Here is a 3,768-nt window from a genome sequence, read left to right as displayed (position 1 = left end):
GCCGAGTTTTTGCGCGTACTGGATGTCGAGCGCGTGCTCGGCATCGACAAAGGCGCAGGTGCCGCCCAGCTTTTGCATTTCGGCAATCACCTGCAGCGTCAAGGTGGTTTTGCCCGATGACTCGGGGCCGTAGATTTCAACCACGCGACCGCGCGGCAAGCCGCCCACGCCGAGGGCAATGTCCAGGCCCAGCGAACCGGTGGACACCACCTGGATGTCCTCGATCACCTCGCCGGCGCCCAGCTTCATGATGGTGCCCTTGCCAAACTGCTTTTCGATCTGGGCCAGCGCGGCGGCAAGCGCCTTGGCTTTTTCGGTGTTCAGGGCGGCGCTCGGGGCAGCGGCGGGTTTGTTCGGCAGGTCCATGAAAATCTCCTTGAAAATCAATGATGTGAAAAGTTTTACGGTGATGCTGGCGCCTGCTTTTAAGAACAGGCTGGATGCATGACCAGTACTTTATGGGCGTGGTTGAAATAAGTAAACCCTGTTTTTAGTCAGTTTGCCTGACCAATTAGGCTAACATGGGGCCATGGCCCTGCCACCCCCGACTGACGACCTTGCGCCACCCGCCGCGCCCGAGCCCGGCTGGCGCCTGACGCACCTGGGCCGCCTGCTGGGCCAGGCCCTGCGCCGCTTTGACGAACGCGTGCTGTGGCTGATGGCACGCGATGCGCTGGTGCCGCTGGCGCTGTCGAATCTGGCGGCGCGTGACCAGGTCGGGGCGGCGCACATCCACATCACGCGGCATCTGGCGCTGGGCGGCTCGCGCCTGACCGACCTGGCGGCCAGCGCCGGCATGAGCAAGCAGGCCATGGGCGAGCTGGTGAATCAGTGCGAAGCTTGGGGCCTGGTCACGCGCCAGCCCGACCCGCACGACGGGCGTGCGCGCCGGGTGGTGTTCACGCAATCGGGCCTGCTCTGGCTGCAGGCCTTCCGCCAGGCCGTGGCGCAGGCCGAGCACGAATTCCGGCAGGCCGTGGGGCAGGACGTGGCCACGGTGGTGGCGCTGGGGCTGGAAGCCTACGGCGCCTAGCCCGTACGCCTCATCGCTTCGCCAGCCCACAGCCGCAAAAGCCTAGAATTTGCGTAACAAGCAAAAACCGGCCTGCGCGTTTGCCACGGGCCGATCAGGAGACCGCCATGCGTATTTTGATTGCCGAAGACGACCAGGTGCTGGCCGACGGCCTGCTGCGTACCCTGCGCGCCTCGGGCGCTGCCGCCGACCATGTGGCCAGCGGCAGTGAGGCCGATGCCGCGCTGATGACCAACACCGAGTTCGACCTGCTGATCCTGGACCTGGGCCTGCCGCGCATGCATGGCCTGGAGGTGCTCAAACGCCTGCGCGCGCGCGGCTCCACCCTGCCGGTGCTGATCCTGACGGCGGCCGACAGCGTGGAGGAGCGCGTCAAGGGCCTGGACTACGGCGCCGACGACTACATGGCGAAACCGTTTTCACTGCAGGAGCTCGAAGCGCGGGTGCGCGCGCTGACGCGGCGCGGCATGGGCGGCGCCAGCAGCACCATCAAGCACGGTCCGCTGGTGTACGACCAGGCCGGCCGCGTGGCGACCATAGACGGCCAGATGGTCGAGCTGTCGGCACGCGAGCTGGGCCTGCTCGAAGTGCTGCTGCAGCGCGCCGGCCGCCTGGTCAGCAAGGACCAGCTGGTCGAGCGCCTGTGCGAATGGGGCGAAGAGGTCAGCAACAACGCGATCGAGGTCTACATCCACCGCCTGCGCAAGAAGATTGAAAAGGGACCGATAAGGATTGCGACGGTAAGGGGTCTAGGCTATTGCCTGGAAAAAATCCCTGGTTAGCATGTCAACAGCAACGGTGAATCAGGGCCTCCCCCGTATCCCCCAGCCAGGGCCGCGGAACCGGCTTCGCCGGGCCGCAGGCGCAGCCCCCCCCCGGGGGGCAGCGAACCACACGCAGTGGGGAGCGTGGGGGCTTATTTGGCTTTAAGACTCTTCCAGCGCGAGCGGCGCAGCCTGTTTGGCGAGATCCTCGACTGGATGCTCACGCCGCTGCTGCTGCTGTGGCCGATCAGCATGGCGCTGACCTGGCTGGTGGCGCAGAACATTGCCGGCAAGCCGTTTGACCGGGCGCTCGAATACAACGTGCAGGCGCTGGCCAAGCTGGTGGCGGTCAAGAACAACCAGGTGCAGTTCAACCTGACCGGGCCGGCGCGCGAGATCTTGCGCGCCGATGACACCGACCTGGTGTACTACCAGGTGCTGGGCACGCATGGCGAATACCTGAGCGGCGAACACGACTTGCCGCTGCCGCCCGACGACGACAAGGCCGCCGAGGGCGAAGTGCGGCTGCGCGAGGACCGGATTCTGGGCGAAGAGGTGCGCGTGGCCTACACCTGGATCAAGGTCGAAGTGAAGGGCAGCAGCGGCCAGACGGTCTTGGTGCAGGTCGCCGAAACCCTGGAAAAGCGCAAGACCCTGGCCACCGAAATCGTCAAGGGCACCATGGTGCCGCAGTTCGTCACCCTGCCGCTGGCGGTGCTGCTGGTGTGGCTGGCGCTGGTGCGCGGCATCAAGCCGCTGGCGCAGCTCGAAAAGCGCATCCGCGCCCGCAAGTCCGACGACATGAGCCCGCTCGACGACACCGCCGTACCCGAAGAAGTCGCGCCGCTGGTGTCATCCATCAACGACCTGCTGGGCCGGCTCAAGGTCTCGCTGACCACGCAAAAACGCTTTCTGGCCGACGCGGCGCACCAGCTCAAGACGCCGCTGGCCGGGCTGCGCATGCAGGCCGACCTGGCGCAGCGCGAGACCGATGCCGACGAGCTGAAAAAGTCGCTCAAGCACATAGGCCGCGCCAGCATACGCGCCACCCACACCGTGAATCAGCTGCTGGCGCTGGCGCGCGCCGAAACCACCGGCCGCGCGCTGGCCAAGCAGCGCGTGGACATGGTGCACATCGTCTCGGAGGTCATGGCCGACTCGGTGCCGCGCGCGCTGGAAAAGAAGATTGACCTGGGCTACGACGGCCCGGCCGCCGGCGAGTCGCCGAGCCAGCTCGAAGGCAACCCGACGCTGCTCAAGGAGTTGGTGCGCAACCTGCTCGACAACGCCATCAACTACACGCCCGAAAAAGGCCAGGTCACGGTGCGGCTGCTGACCGACCGCTTCAGCGGCGTGCTGCTGCTGTTGGTGGAGGACTCGGGGCCCGGCATTCCCGAGTCCGAACGCGAACTGGTGTTCCAGCCCTTTTACCGGGCATTGGGCACCAATGTCGACGGCTCGGGCCTGGGGCTGGCGATCGTGCAGGAAATTGCCAGCCAGCACGATGCCAGCATCACGATTGAAAACGCCGACCTGCCGGGTCACCCGCAGTCACCGGGCACGCGGGTGGCGGTGCGTTTTGTCGGACCGGGCTCGCCGCATAGCGAATGACAGGCTCCGGCCACGCCCGGGGAAGTTTGCGGTTAGGCTGTAGCCTGGCAGTGGCAGCGACAGGCCCCGATTCAACAAGGAGCGCAGCATGACCCGCAAGGCAACCGGCAAAACCCATCCCGCCCTGGAGGCGCTCAAAAAATCGGGCGCCGCCAAGGTCAAGGTGGCGGTCAGCGACATCGACGGCGTTTTGCGCGGCAAGGTCCTGCACATTGACAAGTTTCTCGGTGCCGCCGAACCCTACCCGGCGGGCGGCTTTGGCTTTTGCGACGTGGTGCTGGGCTGGGACATGACGGACAGCTGCTACGACAACACCACCGTCACCGGCTGGCAGCACGGCTTTCCCGATGCGCTGGCGCG

At 66.0% G+C, this 3,768-nt stretch carries 4 protein-coding genes and 1 pseudogene; 4 read left to right on the top strand and 1 reads right to left on the bottom strand.

Going from position 1 to position 3,768, the window contains the following annotated elements; all coding sequences use genetic code 11:
• Positions 1-366, bottom strand: a 366-nt coding sequence (locus RMO23_RS19220) for an ATPase domain-containing protein (protein WP_309684705.1), incomplete at its 3' end; no start/stop codon positions are given.
• Between the two features lie 163 nt (positions 367-529).
• On the opposite strand from RMO23_RS19220, the gene RMO23_RS19215 reads away from it, so the two are divergent.
• From RMO23_RS19215 to RMO23_RS19200, 4 genes and pseudogenes are all read left to right on the top strand, one after another.
• Positions 530-1,033, top strand: coding sequence for a MarR family transcriptional regulator (locus RMO23_RS19215; protein ID WP_309684703.1), 504 nt, complete (start codon positions 530-532; stop codon positions 1,031-1,033).
• Positions 1,034-1,140: 107 nt separating this feature from the next.
• Positions 1,141-1,815, top strand: coding sequence for a response regulator transcription factor (locus tag RMO23_RS19210; protein ID WP_309684700.1), 675 nt, complete (start codon positions 1,141-1,143; stop codon positions 1,813-1,815).
• Positions 1,816-2,013: 198 nt separating this feature from the next.
• Entirely contained in the window at positions 2,014-3,408 is a 1,395-nt protein-coding gene (locus RMO23_RS19205) for a sensor histidine kinase N-terminal domain-containing protein (RefSeq protein WP_405041641.1), read from the top strand.
• Positions 3,409-3,496: 88 nt separating this feature from the next.
• A pseudogene (locus tag RMO23_RS19200) lies at positions 3,497-3,768 on the top strand (glutamine synthetase); the annotation flags it as partial.

Origin of the sequence: Polaromonas sp., assembly GCF_031411155.1 — a bacterium.
Taxonomy (GTDB): Bacteria; Pseudomonadota; Gammaproteobacteria; order Burkholderiales; family Burkholderiaceae_C; genus Polaromonas.
Note: the sequence above shows the minus strand (reverse complement) of the source record. Positions and strands in the feature narration are given on the sequence as shown.